This is a genomic window from Shewanella khirikhana, from assembly GCF_003957745.1.
Lineage (GTDB): Bacteria > Pseudomonadota > Gammaproteobacteria > Enterobacterales > Shewanellaceae > Shewanella > Shewanella khirikhana.
The window spans coordinates 1277784-1294676 of record NZ_CP020373.1 but is presented as its reverse complement, the minus strand read 5'-3'; the positions used below and the strand labels follow the sequence as shown (position 1 = coordinate 1294676).

The 16893-nt window shown below is 55.6% G+C and carries 14 protein-coding genes; 9 read left to right on the top strand and 5 right to left on the bottom strand.

Going from position 1 to position 16893, the window contains the following annotated elements:
* Positions 1-108 precede the first annotated feature (108 nt).
* Both pflB and pflA read left to right on the top strand, forming a co-directional pair.
* Entirely contained in the window at positions 109-2391 is a 2283-nt protein-coding gene (gene pflB / locus STH12_RS05645) for a formate C-acetyltransferase (protein WP_126166653.1), read from the top strand.
* Positions 2392-2479: 88 nt separating this feature from the next.
* Entirely contained in the window at positions 2480-3220 is a 741-nt protein-coding gene (pflA, locus tag STH12_RS05640; RefSeq protein WP_126166652.1) for a pyruvate formate lyase 1-activating protein, read from the top strand.
* Between the two features lie 66 nt (positions 3221-3286).
* Here pflA and yfbV read toward each other — a convergent pair whose 3' ends face one another.
* Positions 3287-3730 (bottom strand): terminus macrodomain insulation protein YfbV, encoded by a 444-nt coding sequence (yfbV, locus tag STH12_RS05635; protein ID WP_126166651.1) that lies wholly within the window; start codon positions 3728-3730, stop codon positions 3287-3289.
* 170 nt (positions 3731-3900) lie between these two features.
* Here yfbV and ackA point away from each other — a divergent pair, with 170 nt between their 5' ends.
* The 4 genes from ackA (at position 3901) to STH12_RS05615 (ending at position 9073) form a co-directional block, all read left to right on the top strand.
* Positions 3901-5100: an acetate kinase gene (ackA, locus tag STH12_RS05630; protein ID WP_126166650.1), complete on the top strand. Its 1200-nt coding sequence runs from the start codon at positions 3901-3903 to the stop codon at positions 5098-5100.
* 94 nt (positions 5101-5194) lie between these two features.
* Positions 5195-7336, top strand: a complete 2142-nt coding sequence (gene pta / locus STH12_RS05625) for a phosphate acetyltransferase (protein WP_126166649.1) — start codon at positions 5195-5197, stop codon at positions 7334-7336.
* Between the two features lie 411 nt (positions 7337-7747).
* Positions 7748-8185 carry a hypothetical protein gene (locus tag STH12_RS05620; RefSeq protein ID WP_126166648.1) on the top strand — a complete coding sequence of 146 codons (438 nt, stop codon included), beginning with the start codon at positions 7748-7750 and terminating at the stop codon, positions 8183-8185.
* A gap of 666 nt (positions 8186-8851) precedes the next feature.
* Positions 8852-9073: a hypothetical protein gene (locus tag STH12_RS05615; protein ID WP_126166647.1), complete on the top strand. Its 222-nt coding sequence runs from the start codon at positions 8852-8854 to the stop codon at positions 9071-9073.
* A 307-nt stretch (positions 9074-9380) separates the two neighbouring features.
* Here the strand turns inward: STH12_RS05615 and STH12_RS05610 are convergent, their stop codons facing one another.
* Entirely contained in the window at positions 9381-10295 is a 915-nt protein-coding gene (locus STH12_RS05610) for a class I SAM-dependent methyltransferase (protein WP_126166646.1), read from the bottom strand.
* A 133-nt stretch (positions 10296-10428) separates the two neighbouring features.
* Complete coding sequence (locus STH12_RS05605) at positions 10429-11451, bottom strand: AI-2E family transporter (protein ID WP_126169432.1); 1023 nt, start codon at positions 11449-11451, stop codon at positions 10429-10431.
* 130 nt (positions 11452-11581) lie between these two features.
* Here STH12_RS05605 and folX point away from each other — a divergent pair, with 130 nt between their 5' ends.
* Together folX and STH12_RS05595 are read left to right on the top strand one after the other, a co-directional pair.
* Positions 11582-11944 carry a dihydroneopterin triphosphate 2'-epimerase gene (gene folX / locus STH12_RS05600; protein ID WP_126166645.1) on the top strand — a complete coding sequence of 121 codons (363 nt, stop codon included), beginning with the start codon at positions 11582-11584 and terminating at the stop codon, positions 11942-11944.
* A 64-nt stretch (positions 11945-12008) separates the two neighbouring features.
* Entirely contained in the window at positions 12009-12896 is an 888-nt protein-coding gene (locus tag STH12_RS05595; protein WP_126166644.1) for a TIGR01777 family oxidoreductase, read from the top strand.
* Positions 12897-13033: 137 nt separating this feature from the next.
* Here the strand turns inward: STH12_RS05595 and STH12_RS05590 are convergent, their stop codons facing one another.
* Positions 13034-15490 carry an ABC transporter permease gene (locus tag STH12_RS05590; RefSeq protein ID WP_126166643.1) on the bottom strand — a complete coding sequence of 819 codons (2457 nt, stop codon included), beginning with the start codon at positions 15488-15490 and terminating at the stop codon, positions 13034-13036.
* Positions 15484-16221 carry an ABC transporter ATP-binding protein gene (locus STH12_RS05585; RefSeq protein ID WP_126166642.1) on the bottom strand — a complete coding sequence of 246 codons (738 nt, stop codon included), beginning with the start codon at positions 16219-16221 and terminating at the stop codon, positions 15484-15486. The genes STH12_RS05590 and STH12_RS05585 overlap by 7 nt, the downstream gene beginning before the upstream one ends.
* Between STH12_RS05585 and STH12_RS05580 the strand changes: the two genes are divergently transcribed.
* The gene (locus STH12_RS05580) at positions 16202-16858 is read left to right on the top strand and encodes an arylesterase (protein WP_418856597.1); all 657 of its coding nucleotides are present in this window, start codon (positions 16202-16204) and stop codon (positions 16856-16858) included. The genes STH12_RS05585 and STH12_RS05580 overlap by 20 nt on opposite strands.
* Positions 16859-16893: the final 35 nt, after the last annotated feature.

Sequence of the window (16893 nt, the reverse complement as noted above, 5' to 3'; positions counted from 1 at the left end):
AAGGTCTTCCGGGGTCCTGGCCTCATCAGGGGATGTACCGCCGGGATGCAAAAGACTCGATGAGGGGAAACATCCCCGACCCTTTTCTCTAATAGAAGGTGAAGTACGATGACCGATAAAACTGAGCTGTTCCAAACCGCGTGGGAAGGATTCGTTCCCGGTGATTGGAAGTCCGATGTCAATGTACGTGACTTTATTCAGACCAACTACACCCCTTATGAAGGTGACGACAGCTTCCTGGCCGGCCCCACTGCAGCCACCAACGCCCTGTGGGCCAAGGTGATGGAAGGCATCAAGGAAGAGAACCGCACCCACGCGCCGCTGGACTTTGATACCGACAAGGTATCCACCATCACCTCCCACGATGCCGGTTACATCGAAAAAGAGCTGGAGACCATTGTTGGTCTGCAAACCGATGCCCCGCTCAAGCGCGCCATGCTGCCAAACGGCGGTATTCGTATGGTGGAAAGCTCCTGCGCCGCCTATGACCGCGAGCTGGATGCCGACATCAAGTATGTTTATTCTGAGCTGCGCAAGACCCATAACCAGGGTGTGTTTGACATCTACACCCCTGAAATCCTTGCTTGCCGTAAATCAGGCGTACTGACCGGTCTGCCGGATGCTTACGGCCGTGGCCGTATCATCGGTGACTATCGCCGCGTAGCCCTGTACGGTATCGACTTCCTGATGGCCGACAAGCTCAAGCAGTTCACTTCACTGCAGGCACGTTTCGAAGCCGGTGAAGATCTGCAGGCCACCATGCAGCTGCGCGAAGAAATCGCCGAGCAGCACCGCGCCCTGGCCCAGATGAAGAAAATGGCCGCCAAATACGGCTACGACATCTCTGGCCCTGCCAAAAACGCCCAGGAAGCCATTCAGTGGACCTACTTTGGCTACCTCGCCGCAGTGAAGAGCCAGAATGGCGCCGCCATGTCACTTGGCCGTACCTCCAGCTTTATCGATATCTACATCGAGCGCGATCTGAAAAACGGTACTCTGACCGAACAGCAGGCGCAGGAGATGATCGACCACTTCGTGATGAAGCTGCGTATGGTGCGCTTCCTGCGTACCCCTGAGTACGATGAGCTGTTCTCCGGCGACCCAATCTGGGCAACCGAGTCTATCGGCGGTATGGGCCTTGATGGCCGTACTCTGGTGACCAAGTCCAGCTTCCGCTTCCTGCACACCCTGTACAACATGGGTCCAAGCCCTGAGCCAAACATCACTGTGCTCTGGTCTGAAAAACTGCCACAGAACTTCAAAACCTTCTGTGCCAAGGTGTCTATCGATACCAGTTCTATCCAGTACGAAAACGATGACCTGATGCGTCCTGACTTTGAGTCTGACGACTACGCCATCGCCTGCTGCGTGAGCCCCATGGTTGTGGGCAAGCACATGCAGTTCTTCGGTGCCCGCGCTAACCTGGCCAAGACCATGCTGTATGCCATCAATGGCGGTGTGGACGAAAAGCTGAAAGTACAGGTTGGTCCTAAATCAGAGCCTATCACCAGCGAATACCTGGACTATGACGATGTGATGTCGCGTCTGGACGGCTTTATGGAGTGGCTGGCAACCCAGTATGTCACTGCGCTCAATGCCATTCACTTTATGCACGACAAGTATTCGTACGAAGCCGCGCTGATGGCCCTGCATGACCGCGACGTGCGCCGCACCATGGCCTGTGGTATCGCCGGTCTGTCGATTGCAGCCGACTCCCTGTCTGCCATCAAGTACGCCAAAGTGAAGCCGGTACGCGATGAACAAGGCATCGCCGTTGATTTTGAAATCGAAGGTGATTATCCCAAGTTCGGTAACAACGATGCCCGCGTGGACGACATCGCCTGCATGCTGGTCGAAAGCTTTATGGCCAAAATCCGCAACAAGCAGATGTACCGCAACGCCATCCCAACCCAGTCTATCCTGACCATCACCTCCAACGTGGTGTACGGCAAGAAGACAGGTAACACCCCGGATGGTCGCCGCGCCGGTGCACCTTTTGCCCCGGGTGCCAACCCAATGCACGGCCGTGATGAGAAAGGCGCCATCGCCTCGCTCACCTCGGTAGCCAAGTTGCCCTTTGCCCACGCACAGGATGGTATCTCTTACACCTTCTCCATCGTGCCCAATGCCCTGGGTAAAGATGAAAAGGCCCGTGAGCGTAACCTGGCGGCGCTGATGGACGGTTATTTCCGCCACAGCGAAAGCAATGAAGGCGGTCAGCACCTGAACGTGAACGTGATGAACCGTGAAATGCTGGAAGATGCAGTCAAGAACCCTGACAAGTATCCACAGCTCACCATCCGTGTGTCTGGTTATGCAGTGCGCTTTAACTCACTGACCCCAGAGCAGCAGCAGGATGTGATCACCCGCACCTTTACTCAAGGTTTGTAATTCAGGCGCTGGTAATTCACCAGTCGCTAAAGGACAATTGTGGCTCGCCACAATTGTCCCCTTCATCCAAACCAACCCAGGAGTTTCAATGGCAGTCACAGGCAGGGTCCATTCAGTGGAATCCTTCGGCACAGTAGATGGTCCCGGCATCAGGTTTATTACCTTTATGCAGGGCTGTTTGATGCGCTGCCAATACTGCCATAACCGCGACACCTGGGATTTGGATGGCGGAAAGGAAATGCAGGTCGATGAGCTGATGAGTCAAATCATCAGCTATCGGCCTTTTTTGGATGCCAGCGGCGGCGGTGTGACTGCCAGTGGCGGCGAGGCCATTTTACAGGCCGAATTTGTGGCCGAGCTGTTCAAGGCCTGCCGCGCCGAAGGCATTCACACTTGTCTGGACACCAATGGTTTTGTGCGTAAGTACACCCCCGCCATTGATGTGCTGCTCGACAACACAGATCTGGTGCTTCTGGATATCAAACATATTGATGATGACAGGCATCAGGACTTAACCAAGGTCAGCAATCACCGCACCCTGCAGTTTGCCGAATACCTCGCCAAGCGCGGCCAGAAAACCTGGATCCGCTATGTGGTGGTCGCCGGTTTTACCGAAGATGTGGAAAGTGCTGAAAAACTGGCTGATTTTATCGCCCCCATGGGCAATGTGGAAAAGGTGGAACTGCTGCCCTACCACGAACTGGGCAAGCACAAGTGGGAAGCCATGGGCGAAGATTATCCGCTCAAGGATGTACGGCCTCCCGGCAAAGACACCATGGAAGCCATTAAGGCCGCCTTTACGGCCCGTGGACTGAACGCGGTTTACTGAAACGTCAAACCTAAGCGCTGGTCAAAAATGGTAACTGGCGAAGCAAATGACGAACCCGAGCCGGACTTAAAGCTCGTCCCAGTAACTTGCATCGAGGCGCTCGAAGGCTATCTTCAGAAGATTCGCCATGTCGAGGTAACAGGCCTTGGCACCCAGGGGCACATAGTCGACCCCCATGGCTCCCAGACGCTCCTGCAGCTGGTTGCCAAAACTGAGCAAAGACAGTGGCAATGGATGACGGGCGCGCTGCCCAAGCCACAACAGGCCCTGCAGCGGCAGGCTTAAGAAAAACAGACCAATGGCAATGGCCTGGGGCAAAAATTCCCAGCCATGCAAATGGATTTGACTGGCAGCGGCGAGCACTGCCAGGGGCGGCATAAAACGCACCGCCAGCGACGTCGCCTTAACGATGCGATATTCGGGGAAAAAGAACCCCAAAGATTTCACCATGGGCCAGGCCTTCATATAACGGCGGCCATCGCCCAGGGTGGTGAAGAGTTGAAGCTTCAACCAAAGCTACCTTAAAACAGCTACAGACTGTCTTTACCTTAGCACAAAGGCAGTCGGCTCCCCAAGCGCCCGCGTTTGGCGAGAATGTGACAAAGATTTTCGGCGCCTCTGGTGCCACAGCGCCGGGCCTATTCCCGGTTAGCCAATTCATGACGCAAGAAGGTTTTATCATGTCCAATACACTGGTTCTGGTCCTCAACTGCGGCAGCTCCTCGTTGAAGTTTGCCATTCTGGATGCCACCAATGGCGACGAGAAGATTTCAGGTCTCGCCGAGTGCTTCGGCCTGGAAAATGCCCGTATCAAGTGGAAACTCAGCGGCGAGAAACACGAAGCCAGCCTGGGTGCCTTCAGCGCTCACCGCGAGGCGGTGGAGTTTATCGTTAACAAAATTCTGGTGAACGAGCCTGAGCTGAAGGCTCAGCTGATTGCCATCGGCCATCGCATCGTGCATGGCGGCGAGAAGTTCACCCACTCGGTTATCATCGATGATGCGGTAATTAAAGGCATTGAAGACTGTGCCTCTCTGGCCCCCCTGCATAACCCAGCGCACCTTATCGGTATTCGTGCCGCTCAGGCCTCTTTCCCTGCGCTGCCGCAGGTGGCCGTGTTTGACACCGCCTTCCACCAGAGCATGCCAGATCGCGCTTACGTTTATGCCCTGCCCTACAAGCTGTACCGCGAGCACGGCATTCGCCGCTACGGCATGCACGGCACCAGCCACCTGTTTGTAAGCCGCGAGGCTGCCAAAGCGCTTGGTAAAGACCTGAGCGACACCAACGTAATCTGTGCTCACCTGGGTAACGGCGCCTCTGTGACTGCGGTAAAAGGCGGCAAGAGCGTGGATACCTCCATGGGTCTGACCCCACTGGAAGGTCTGGTGATGGGTACCCGCTGCGGCGACCTGGACCCTTCCATCATCTACCATCTGGTTCACCAACTGGGCTATACCCTGGATGAAGTGAACAACCTGATGAACAAGCAAAGTGGTCTGCTGGGCATTTCCGAGCTGACCAACGACTGCCGCGGCATCGAAGAAGGTTACGCCGAAGGCCATAAGGGAGCGACCCTGGCACTGGAAATCTTCTGCTATCGCCTCGCCAAGTACATCGCTTCTTACACAGTGCCACTGGGCCGTCTGGACGCGATTGTGTTTACCGGCGGTATCGGTGAAAACTCAGACCTCATCCGCGAGAAGGTACTGAAGCTGCTCGAAATCTTTAACTTTGACGTCGATAGCGAGCGCAACCAGGCTGCCCGCTTCGGTAAGCAAGGGGTGATCACCAAAGACGGCAGCCCGATTGCCATGGTGATCCCCACCAACGAAGAGTGGGTCATCGCCGAAGACTCACTGCGCCTGGTCAGCAAGTAAGGCGCCAGCCGCCCCGGGACACCCCGCGGGCGGTTTTGCATTTCAAAGCATCACGATGGCCAGGCCATCACAGCAACACCACAAGAGGTACTTTATGTCCCGCAACATCATGTTGGTTCCCATAGGCACAGGCGTCGGCCTCACCTCTCTGAGCCTGGGCATGGTGCGCGCGCTGGAACGCCACGGCGTGAAAGTGCAGTTCTTTAAGCCCATCAGCCAGCAGCGCCCTGCCGATTCCGGCCCTGAGCGCTCCACCACTATTCTGTCCAAGTCGCCCACGGTCAACCCGCTGGAGCCCTTCGACATGCAGCACGCCGAATCACTGATCCGTACCGATCAGACCGATGTGCTGATGGAGCAAATCATTGCCCGCGCAGCAGAAATCGCCAGCAACACTGAAACGCTTATCATCGAAGGTCTGGTGCCAACCCGCAGCCATTCGTTCTCCGATGACGTGAACTATGCCATCGCCAAGGCGCTGGATGCGGACGTTATTTTCATCGCTACCCCGGGCAACGACACCCCAAATGCGTTGATGAACCGTCTGGAAATCGCGTACAACAGCTGGGGCGGCAGCAAGAACAAACGCCTGATTGGCGCCGTGATAAACAAAATCGGCGCCCCCGTGGATGACGAAGGCCGCACCCGCCCTGACTTGTCGGAAGTGTTCGACCACCACGACATCCAAAAAGGCGATGCCACCGCCATGTTCCAGCTGCCCGGCAAGAGCAAGCTGCGCATCCTCGGCAGCGTGCCTTACAACCTGGATTTGGTATCACCCCGCGCCTCGGATCTGGCCAAGCACCTGCACGCCCGTATCCTCAATGCCGGTGAGATGAACACCCGCCGCCTGCGCAAAGTGACCTTCTGCGCCCGCTCAATTCCCAACATGCTGAGCCACTTCCGTACCGACTCGCTGCTGGTGACCTCTGGCGACCGCTCTGATGTGATTGTGGCTGCCTGTCTTTCTGCCATGAACGGCGTGAAAATCGGTGCCCTGCTGCTTACCGGCTCATACGAGCCTGAGCCTGAAGTGCTGAAACTCTGTGAGCAAGCGTTCGAAACCGGCCTGCCGGTGTTTATGGTCGATACCAACACCTGGCAAACCTCACTGAATATTCAGCGCTTCAACCACGAAGTGCCGGTGGATGACGCCGTGCGTATCGAACTGGTGCAGGAATATGTGGCCAGCCACATCGACCAGAGCTGGATTGAAAGTGTGACTCAAAACTCGCCCCGCGAGCACCGTTTGTCACCGCCGGCATTCCGCTACAAGCTCACCGAGCTTGCCCGCGAAGCCAAGAAGACTATAGTACTGCCGGAAGGCGACGAGCCGCGTACCATCAAGGCCGCCAGCATCTGCGCCGAGCGCGGCATTGCCCGCTGTGTGCTTTTGGGTAAGAAAGACGACATTCTGCGCATTGCCGCCACTCAGGATGTGGTGCTGGGCGATGGCGTGGAAATTCTCGACCCAGAGGAAATCCGCGAGCGTTATGTTGAGCCTATGCTGAACCTGCGCCGCCATAAGGGCCTGACCGAAGTGGTTGCCCGCGAGCAGCTGGAAGACAACATGGTGCTGGCCACCATGATGCTGGCTGAAGAGGAAGTGGACGGCATTGTGTCCGGCGCCGTGAACACCACTGCCAACACCATTCGCCCTCCGCTGCAGCTTATCAAGACGGCACCGGGCTCCAGCCTGGTATCTTCCATCTTCTTTATGCTGATGCCGGATCAGGTACTGGTATACGGTGACTGTGCCATCAACCCAGACCCGAACGCTGAACAGCTGGCCGATATCGCCATTCAGTCGGCAGAATCTGCCAAGGCCTTTGGTATCGAGCCACGGGTTGCGATGATCAGCTACTCTACCGGTAACTCAGGCACAGGCTCAGACGTGGACAAGGTGCGTGAAGCTACCCGTATCGCCAAAGAGAAGCGCCCTGACCTTATCATCGACGGCCCACTGCAGTACGATGCGGCTGTGATGCCAAACGTGGCCCAGAGCAAGGCACCAGACAGCCCGGTAGCCGGTAAAGCAACCGTGTTTGTGTTCCCGGACCTCAACACAGGTAACACCACTTACAAAGCCGTACAGCGAAGCGCCGACCTTATAAGCATTGGCCCTATGCTGCAGGGTATGCGTAAGCCGGTAAATGACCTGTCACGCGGCGCTCTGGTGGACGATATCGTCTACACCATCGCCCTGACCGCCATTCAGGCGACCCAGGAGCAGTAATCACGCTGCAGACACAAAAACGCCGTCAACTGACGGCGTTTTTTATTGCCCATTCGCAGAGGTTTATCAGACATTTTGCACAGATCTGCGCGCAAAAAGCCGATCGTCACTCAGATCGAAAACTGAAATTACCGGGGAATAGGCATGGGGAAAATTCAGCCAAAAACTGCTGAACAAACAAGCGACAATTTTTTAGCCAACTGTCAAAACTTTGCTGTGCCAATCACTTAAGATAAATATCCTCACTCTTCAACACACTTGTCCACAGATTCTGTGGATAAGATGACTGGCCAATCCTCTCAGATATGACAGGTTTCGTTGCAGATCGCAATAGATCGAGCCAATCCCTTGTACTGTTTGGCGAAATTTCTGATACTTTAGCGCAAACACCCTTAAAAACGTGCGGAGCCCATGAGAGCTTTCCTGTTGGTTTTATTCTTTTTTCTGGCTGGTTGTAATGAATCGGTCGAACGTGCCACCAGCCCTAATCTGACGCCTGAGCAGGTCAGCATCGGCTTTTTCAGCGCCATATACGTGGAGCGCGATGTGGCGCTGGCAAAGAAGTTTGTCGACGCCCCCATGCAGGAAGTGCTCGGTCACTATCACATTGCGGCCTCAGTGCAGCGTCACATGCTCAATCTGTCGATGACCAATGTGGAAATGGAAGTGGATGAAATCGATATCGACTTCTTTCGCAAATTCACCAGCGATGTCACTGTAAAGGTAAAGCTTAAGGGCCTCAAGGCCGGTCAGCCCTGGATTGACGACAGAACCGTGAGACTGCACAAGCGCGGCCAGAATTGGATTATCGTTGAAATTATGGATGAGAAGCGCACGGTTAACGGATAACGGTGAACGGATAACAGCGGCCAGATAGTGCAAAGCTGATTGGCTCGCCGAATTGAAAAAGGCCACCCGAAGGTGGCCTTTTTGCTGATTATTATTTTTTTAGGTCTGCATGTCCCAGGACACGGAGGATTCTCAATCCAAAAACGCTTCTTCGTCCTTTTCCAGAGGCAGTGACTCAATCACTTCATCCTGCACCTGATAATACGCGTTTTCGTACTCATGAATTTCCATAACGGGCTCCGGCTTTGTTTTGGGTCGGGTACTGAGGTTCTGTCTATTCTTCGCAGACATGAACTCTGTGTGGCACGGCGTCTGAGGTCTGGCGCTGCCTGATACGTCCCTATTGGGTTCGGCCGATTGGGGTCGGGTATCTGCTTGGCTGTCCACGGAGCGAAGTATACCAGCCTCGAAACAGGAATTACAGTTTACTTTCAGTTTTGTGACCCATTTTGGCAAATTTTCACTGAAAAGCTGGTCAATAAATACACAAAACGTAATCCACCATGAAAGTCTTTCAGTTTGGGCGCTGTTCCCACCTGCAATTCAAACCTTAATGCCGCCTTATTCGCCATTTATATTAGCGGTTGCTTTTAGCAACTAAACAGTATAGGCAATCAATTTTCGACGGTGCTATTAGTTAGGGTGTCAACAGCAGGAGACTGTCATATGAATGCGCTGATCGATTTTCAGGCTGACCGGCTTGCCGCTCTCATAGGACGTGGGGACGTGTTGGGGATACGGATGTTCATGGAAAACATGCACATACCTTTGGATGTGCAAGACAGACTGTGCGACGACATGCACAGTTTAAGCAGCGATCCACTGCGGATTGCATCCTGGCTCGAGGACAATGGCCACTCTGCCATATCCGAGAGATTAAGTTACTAACCTTTAATGCTTTTAACCCAAATAGCCGGTTAATTTGCTTGCCTGCGTACTCAGGCTTCAAGGCAAAAAGCTTGGGGTTATGGGCACCAGCCACAAAGACATTTATCATCAAAACGTCAACAAAAAACCGCCGGGATATTCCGGCGGCCTTATCTTGTCTGTAGCCTTTATAGCAGCCTTTAAACACAGCCGCCTTTATGCATAGGCACAGTTAAGCTCGGGGACCTTAAGCATCGGGACCTTAATACATTTCCACTCTCTTGAGTTCGCCAGTCTTCCAAAATGGCCAAATCAACAGTATCAGCCGTTACTCAGCCGTTTTGCGATAGTGCAGCACCTTGAGGGATTTCTCCTCATCCACATCGGCATAGACCTCGGGGTTGGCAACGCGGCCAACAAACTCGAGTGCAGGCGCGGTATCTTTTACCTGCTGCATTAAAAAATCGCTGCCAAGCTCGGGGGCATTCAAACACAGCAGCAAATCACCACCCGGCGCCACCAGCTCTGGCAGGCGCCGTAGCAAACGCACATAGTCCTTGGTGGCGATAAAACTGCCTTTTTGGTTGCTTGGGGGATCGGCAATCACCAGATCGTACGGGCCATAGCGGGTCAGCTTGCCCCAGCTGCTGAAAATATCATGGCCGAGGAAGCGTGCGCCGCCTTCGATGCCATTGAGCTGATGGTTCTGCTTACCAATTGATAAGGCGCCTTTGGCCATGTCGATGTTGACCACTTCTTCGGCGCCGCCGGCACGCGCTGCTACCGAAAATGCACAGGTATAGCTGAATAGATTCAACACCTTTTTGCCATCGGCATGCTCACGCACAAAACGTCTGCCTTCGCGCATATCGAGAAACAAACCGTGGTTTTGGCCACGAAGCAAATGCACCAGATACTTAAGCCCCAGCTCGCTTATCACATGGGTCTCGGGCAGTTCGCCGGATAACAGCTCAGTGCGGGTGCCCAGGCCACTGCGATGCTGAAACACCAGATTAAGCGGCAATTGGGGTGAAACCCGCTGCCAGAAGCTCTCGACCGCCGAGCGAACCTCAGCAAGTTCCTGCTCGCCGAGTTCGCGAAACGATGTCAGCAGCAAGGCAGGCGGGTACCAATCGAGACAAAGGTGCTCGGCGCCAACAAAACGCCCTCCCCGGCCATGGAAAATTCGCTGGCAATCTTCCGGCAGACTCGCTTGCTGCATAAATTCAAAAAAGGCGTTCATGGCCTGTCATCCTTTCAAACTCGCACTCACAGGTACGTTCAACGTCAGCCATGGTTGCTGACGGCTTAAAAACAAAGCGGGCGGCCAGGCCACCCGCAATGACTGATTGTTGCTCGCCGCTGGCGGCGAAGGCTTAGGCCTTTTCGCTGCTGGTATTGTCGGCCGGTTTCAGCTCATCGACATCATCGCTCAGCAAAATCGCCAGCCAACGGCCACTGGCACTGCGCTCGAGCGCGATTTTTACAATCATGGTCAGCGGCACCGACAGCAGCATGCCCACAGAGCCGAGCAGCCAGCCCCAGAAAATCAAACTGAGGAACACCACCAGAGTCGACAACCCAAGGCCACGGCCCATGAACTTGGGCTCCACCACGTTGCCCATCACCATATTGGTGCCAAGGTATAGCAGCGCCGTACCGCCCGCAGCCGCAGGGCCAAGCTGAATAAAGGCCAGCAGGATAGCGGGAATGGCTGCGATAATCGAGCCGATATTGGGAATGTAGTTAAACAGGAACGCGATAACCGCCCACAGCAGCGCGTAATCCACCCCAAAAATGCTCAGACCAATGCCAACAATGGCACCGGTGGCAAGGCTCACCAGGGTCTTAATCACCATATATTGGTTGACCGAATGCAGGAATTTATCGATTTGCTGCAAGCGCATCTCGGGGTCATCCAGCGCCAGGTGCACCTTTTTCGGCAGCGACTGGGCCTCAAACAACATAAACACAATGGTAAGGATGATCAGAAACAGATTCGCCATCACGTTGCCAACACCAGACAACATATTGGTGGTCATCGACAGCGCCATGCCAGGGTCGAAGTAGGCCAGTACCTGCTCTTTGGAAATCTTTATATTTAAGGTGTGCAGCTTTTCCAATACCCAGCCAAATTGCTGGATAAGTTGATCCCGATATTGTGGCAACTGTTTGGAAAACTCATTGATGGAGCTGCCCACCAGTGATGCCAGCCACAGCCCCAACATTACGATAAAAAACATCAGCAGCATGACCGCCAGCCACTTGGGGACCCGAAAGCGCATCATCCAGCTGATCACCGGGTTACAGATCACCGCGATAAAGGCTGCCAGCACAAAGGGCACAACAATAGGGCTTGCCGCCTTGATCCCGGCCAGGATCACCACCAGAAACGCCATAATGGCAAAACCACGGAAGGCGACCGAGGTCTTTTCGAGGGGATTAACCAAAATAAAATCCTTCTATTTCAAGCGAAACTTGTTAACCTTGCCCTGAATTTCCATCAAAGACGAGCAAGTTGACACGGCTATGAAATCAGAGATCGCCACCATTCGCATCAAAAATCTGCGCCTTCGTACCCACATCGGGATCAAAGAAGATGAGATCCAGAATAAACAAGACGTTATCATCAATGTCGCCATAGCATACCATGCCGAGCAGGCCCAGCAGAGCGATAACATGGATGACGCCCTCAATTATCGCACCATCACCAAACGCATCATCGCCCTGGTGGAAGACAACCGTTTTTCCCTGCTCGAGCACCTCACCGCCCGTATCCTGGATATTGCCAGCGAGCATCCCAGCGTGACCGAAGCCAGCGTTGAAGTCGACAAGCCCCATGCCCTGCGCTTTGCCGATTCGGTGTCCATGGAGCTCAGTTTCAAACGCTAGCAGTGATCTCCAAGGCGCCAATCTCGGTATATGCTTGTAGGAAGAGACGTTTCGGGAGCCATTCATGAAAATCCTGCTGACCGGCGCCACAGGCTTTATCGGCCGCCAATTGGTGGCCTCACTGCAAGGACATCAGCTGAGCATTGTCAGCCGCGACACCGCCTCGGCGCGGGAGCTGCTTGGGGACGAGCACGACTACCTGCGTAATCTCGACAAGCTGGATAACCTAAACGGCTTCGATGCGGTGATTAACCTCGCCGGCGAGCCCATAGTGGGCAAGCGCTGGAGCGAGGCGCAAAAAAAGCTGCTCTGTCACAGCCGCTGGGATATTACCGAATTGCTGGCCGCCCTTATTTCCCAAAGCGATAACCCGCCAGCTGTGTTTATCAGTGGCTCGGCGGTTGGCTTTTATGGCGCCCAGGGCGTTGATCGCCTCAGTGAGTCATCAACGCCCCATTCTGAATTTACGCATATGCTGTGTGCCAATTGGGAGCAACTGGCGCTGGATGCCGCCAGCGAGCAAACCCGGGTGTGTGTACTGCGCACCGGTATAGTGCTGGGCAAACATGGCGGCGCGCTGGCAAAAATGCTGCCCGCCTTCAAAGCTTGCCTCGGCGGCCCCATAGGGAAAGGCACCCAGGGCATGAGTTGGATCCATATCGAAGACATGGTCGGCCTTATCCGTTTTTTACTCGCCAACGACAGCTGCCGCGGAATTTTCAACGCCACTGCGCCGAACCCCGTCAGTAATGCGGTGTTCGCCCATACTCTCGGCGAAGTCCTGCATCGCCCGGCGCTGGTACCGGCTCCGGCATTTGCAATGAAGCTGCTGCTTGGAGAAGCCGCCACCCTGCTGCTGGACGGGCAATTTGTGCTGCCCACCCATGCCAAAGAAGCAGGCTTTGGTTTTCGCTACCCGCAGCTGCGCCAGGCACTGGAGAATCTGCGCTGAGTCAGAGAAAAGTGCAGCTTTATTATCAGCAGCAACGAAAAGAAAAGGCGCCCAAGGGCGCCTTTTTTAACGGCTGTATCTGAAGTGCCTGTCCATTATTCCCGCGGGCGCATTATTTACTCCTGCGTGCGCATTATTTACTCCTGCGCGCGCAGCAGCGACAGGCAGCTGCGGGACAACAGCTCGCGGCAGCGCCAGTATCCCAGCAACGCAACCAATACCGCGCCAAGCACAGGTGCATAGAGCCACCACTGCAAATGCCAGTTTACGGTTAATTCAAACACCCAGGTTTTGAGCATAAACAGCACAGCTTCGGTGACCACCACAGCCACCACCCCGGCCACAGCGCCGAGCACAGCAAACTCCATGGTGGTGGCAAGTCGCAGCAAGCTGCCGCCTGCACCAAAGGTTCGCAGCACCGCCAGCTCACGTTGGCGCACCGACATGCCCGCCTCCGTTTGCGCCCACAGCACCAGGCTTGAGGCGGCAATCACCAGTGCCAGCACAACCCCTAGCGCCAAGGATACCTGCGCCACTATGTTCCTGAGCTGCGCCACCATGGCGCCCACGTCTATCACTGAAATGGTGGGAAAGCCCTTGATAAGCTCAACCACCAGCGGCCGTTTCGCGTCTTCCAGATGGAAGCTCAGCATTGAGGTATAGGCAAAGCGCTGCAGCGCCTGCTCGCTGAAAATCATGAAGAAATTGGGCTGCATGGTTTCCCAGCGCACGGTGCGGATACTGGTTACGTGCACATCCAGCGTCTGGTTATCAATCACAAACGACAGGCTGTCACCCAGCTTGAGACCGAGCCGCTCAGCCACCTTGGCCTCCACCGACACCCCATAGGGATCCTCGCCAAATTCACCGGACACCAGGCTATTGTTGGGCGGCAAGGTGTCGCGCCAGGTCATATTGAGTTCACGGCCAATACCCACCCGGCCCTGGGCGCCCTCTTCGGCCTGTTGTTGGCTGATAAGAGCCTCACCGTTTATCGACGCCAGACGGCCACGCACCACAGGGTAAATGTCTGTGCGCTCTATCTGATGTTGCTCGAGAAATTCGGCCAGCGGCGCCTCATCCTCAGGGGCTATGTTCACCAAAAAGAAGTTGGGCGCCCCTTGCGGCAACTGCCGCTGCCAGTCGTCCAGCAAGTCCTGACGCAGCGCCAAAATGGTCAGCAGCAGCACCAGCGCGGTGGAAAAGCCCACCAGCTGCACCGAGTTTTGTGCGGCGCGGCGCCTGAGTCCTGCCAGCGCCAGTTGCAATGGATTGGTGGTTTTAAGCCCGGCGCCATGGCCGATACGGATCATCACAAAACCGAGCACAAACAAAATGGCGCCAAGCAGCAAGGCACCTATCACCACAGCGCCGGTTAATTGCCACGAGCGCGAATAGGCATAACCCAGAATCGCCATGGCACTGAGGCTAAGCAGCGCATGCAGCCACACACCGGCACCCTGCCCGGTCAGCTCGCGCTGCAGCACCCGCAGCGGCGGAATGGCAAGCAGCCTGAGCAGTGGGTAGGCTGAAAACATCAGCGCGCTGATCCCGCCGGTCAACACTCCAAGCAGGATAGGCCGCACAAGCGGCGCACTGTAGGCTTTAAGCTCATCGGGCAGGAAAGCCGCCACCAGCGCATCGAGCCCAAGCCCGGCCAGCACCCCAACCATAACGCCAACCAGGGTCACCAGCCCCAGATGCAGGGCAAACAGGGTACGGATTTCCCTGGAAGACGCGCCAAAGGTTTTGAACATGGCGACCACGTCATAATGACGCTGACAATAGCGCTGGGCTGCAATACCGATGGCGGCGCACGCCAGCGCAATACCCAGCAGGCTTGCCAGCAGCAAAAAGCGTTCGGCCCGCTCCACTGCGCCCGCAATGGGCGAATCGCCGCTTTTCACATCTCTTAAGCGCTGTGAGCTTGAAAGCTCGGCTTTCATCAGGGTATCGAGCTCAGTCAATGCTGCGCTGTCACCGGTAAACTGATACAGATAGGTCACCCGGCTGCCGGGGCCAACGATACCGGTGGAAGCCACATCATCCATGCGCATCAGCACCACGGGCGAGGAGGCAAAGGGGTTGAAGCCCGCATCCGGCAGGCGGCGGATTTCTGCGGCCAGGGTAAAGCTTCGCTCGCCAATCTCCAGCTTATCGGCGTTGCCAATCAGTCCGGCAAGCCTTCCTTCATACCACAGAGCCCCAGGCTCGGGCAGCGCAGCGGTAGGGCCATCGGCAAGTTCAATCTGGCCTTTAAGCGGATAGCCAGGGCCAACCGCGCGCACTGTGACCAGCTGAAACTGCTCGTTGGACCAGGCCATGGAGTTAAACAGCATACTGTCGGTACGTTTAAGCGCCAGCGCATCGGTTTTGGCAAGCAGAGCTGCCGGCAGTGGCTGAGGCGAGTCAATGATGCGATCGGCCGCGGTAAATTTGGCCGCTTCGCCGTTAATGGCCACCTGCAGCCGCTCGCTGACCCGGGCAAGGCCTGTGACCGCCATAACCGCAAGGGCAATGGCCAGCAGGATCAACATCAGTTGCCCCTGGCGCAGTTCACGCCAGAAAAGCCGTAAGGCGAGCGCTCTTAACATGCAGCCTCCCGCACGTTGGCAGTCGCATCAGCAGCGCTCGACTCCTTAATAACAGTGGTTTCGGCCAGCTCGCCTTCGGTCATGGTGAACTGGCGCTCGCAGCGCAGCGCCAGCTGATTGTCGTGGGTTACCAGCACCAGAGTAGTGCCAAGCTCGGCATTGAGCTCAAACAGCATGTCGGCGACCCTGTGGGCATTGCCGCCATCGAGGTTACCGGTTGGCTCATCGGCAAACAGCACCCGCGGCTCACCGATAAAGGCCCGGGCAATGGCCACCCGCTGCTGCTCGCCGCCGGAGAGCTGCCTTGGCAGGTGGTTGATGCGGTGGGAAAGCCCTACCCGCTCAAGCATCGCCAGCGCCCGCTCTTTGGCGTCTTTCATGCCGCCAAGTTCGGCCGGCAACATCACGTTTTCCAGCGCCGTCAGGGTATCTACCAGCATAAAGGACTGAAAAATAAAGCTGACTTTCTTTTTACGCAGCGCGGCTTTCGCCTCTTCGCCGAGCCCTGACAGTGGACTGCCGTCGAGCCAAATTTCCCCTTCCGAGGGCGTGTCCAGCGCCGCCAGTAACCCAAGCAGGGTCGACTTTCCCGAGCCCGACGGCCCAATTATGGCCACCGATTGCCCCGGCTTGACTTCCATATCCACCCCTTTCAGGATAGTGAGCTCCCCTTCCTGGGTTTGGACGATTTTTTTAAGGTGGGCGACTTTGATGGCATGGCTTTGTGACATAGTTTCTGAATTCCGTAAATTTCGTGGCATGGGCTGGATGCTGACTTGCCTGTTTCTGGCATTCCCCCTGAAGGCCGAAACTATATTAATCCTCGGCGACAGCTTGAGTGCAAGTTATGGTATGGAAGAAAATCAAGGCTGGATCAATCTGATGCGCCCCAAACTGCAGGGACACACCCTGGTCAACGGTGCGGTGAGCGGCGAAACCAGCGCCGGCGGTCTACGCCGACTGCCCGGCCTGCTTGAGTCTGCCAAGCCCTCGGTGGTGTTTGTGATGCTGGGTGGCAACGATGGTCTGCGGGGATTCTCGCCGGTTGAGCTGAAAAAGAATCTTACAAAAATCATTGACCTGGCTCAGAGCAGTGGCGCAAACGTGCTGCTGAGCGAAGTGATGGTGCCCACCAATTACGGCCCCCGCTACGCCAAAGCCTTTGCCCAGGTTTACGCCGAGCTGGGTCAGCGCGACGGCGTAACCCTGATGCCGTTTTTTATGACCCAAATCGTGACCCGCCCCGAACTGATGCAGCGGGACGGAATTCATCCCAACCAAGCTGCCCAGGGCGAGATTGCCGAGATTATGCTGCCATGGTTTGCCGCCATGGTGAGCTCGCCAGCCACAGCGGCCAACCCGGGCTGAACCGGGGGTAAACTTAAGTATTATCCTTGTAAAAT